Here is a 703-nt window from a genome sequence, read left to right on the forward strand (position 1 = left end):
TATTCTGGTACTGGCATAGCAGCAAACGGTACTTTCATCACTAATGACACCCCTAACGATTTAGGTTTTTACCTGATTACTGGAATTACTGGTACACGAAATGGTGAAAAAATTACTGGTTTGCAAGCCCCTGGGACTCCAATGCCAGGAAATGAACCTTTTGATGTTGATGATTTAATTAGTCTTAATACTCAGCAGTTAACGGGTAAGGGTTTTGCATATTCCACTTCAGAAGGACATTATTCAAGTCCATTTTTCGCTAATTTTTTGCCGAAACCAGGTTATTTAGAGATGTTTTCTGCGCCAACTAGACCAGGTTTGAAAAATTTAGGATTAGAAGATAGTGAATTACCCATTAGTTTTTCTGCGACCATAATCACCATCCCTTAACCCACTTCTATTTTTAGCTTACACGTAACAAGCTATCCAAATTCACTCAGAAAAAGCTCAAAAAAATTTCCTAAAACCATCAATAACAATTCAAGATTTTACCCTTACAGGGAAGCAAGCTATGCGTAGCATCTTCTAGAGAAGAGATTTTCAGATGGGATTTAAAGCCTGACTTAAACTTTAGCTAGGTGTTGACGTTCGGTCTTACAGCTATTATCAGGTAAATAGACCACGCGGTATGGGCACAGCCTTGCGCATGCGCGTCAACTTAAGCCAAAAATAGCGTACTGAGTAGGTGTTGTTCACCCACCAG

Annotated in this window: 1 protein-coding gene; it reads left to right on the forward strand. The window is 39.3% G+C overall.

Annotation, left to right across the window (positions count from 1 at the left end; all coding sequences use genetic code 11):
• A partial coding sequence (locus A4S05_RS38330) for a PEP-CTERM sorting domain-containing protein (RefSeq protein WP_069074930.1) occupies positions 1 to 390 on the forward strand: 390 nt, incomplete at its 5' end.
• Positions 391 to 703: the final 313 nt, after the last annotated feature.

Source organism: Nostoc sp. KVJ20 (assembly GCF_001712795.1).
Lineage (GTDB): Bacteria > Cyanobacteriota > Cyanobacteriia > Cyanobacteriales > Nostocaceae > Nostoc.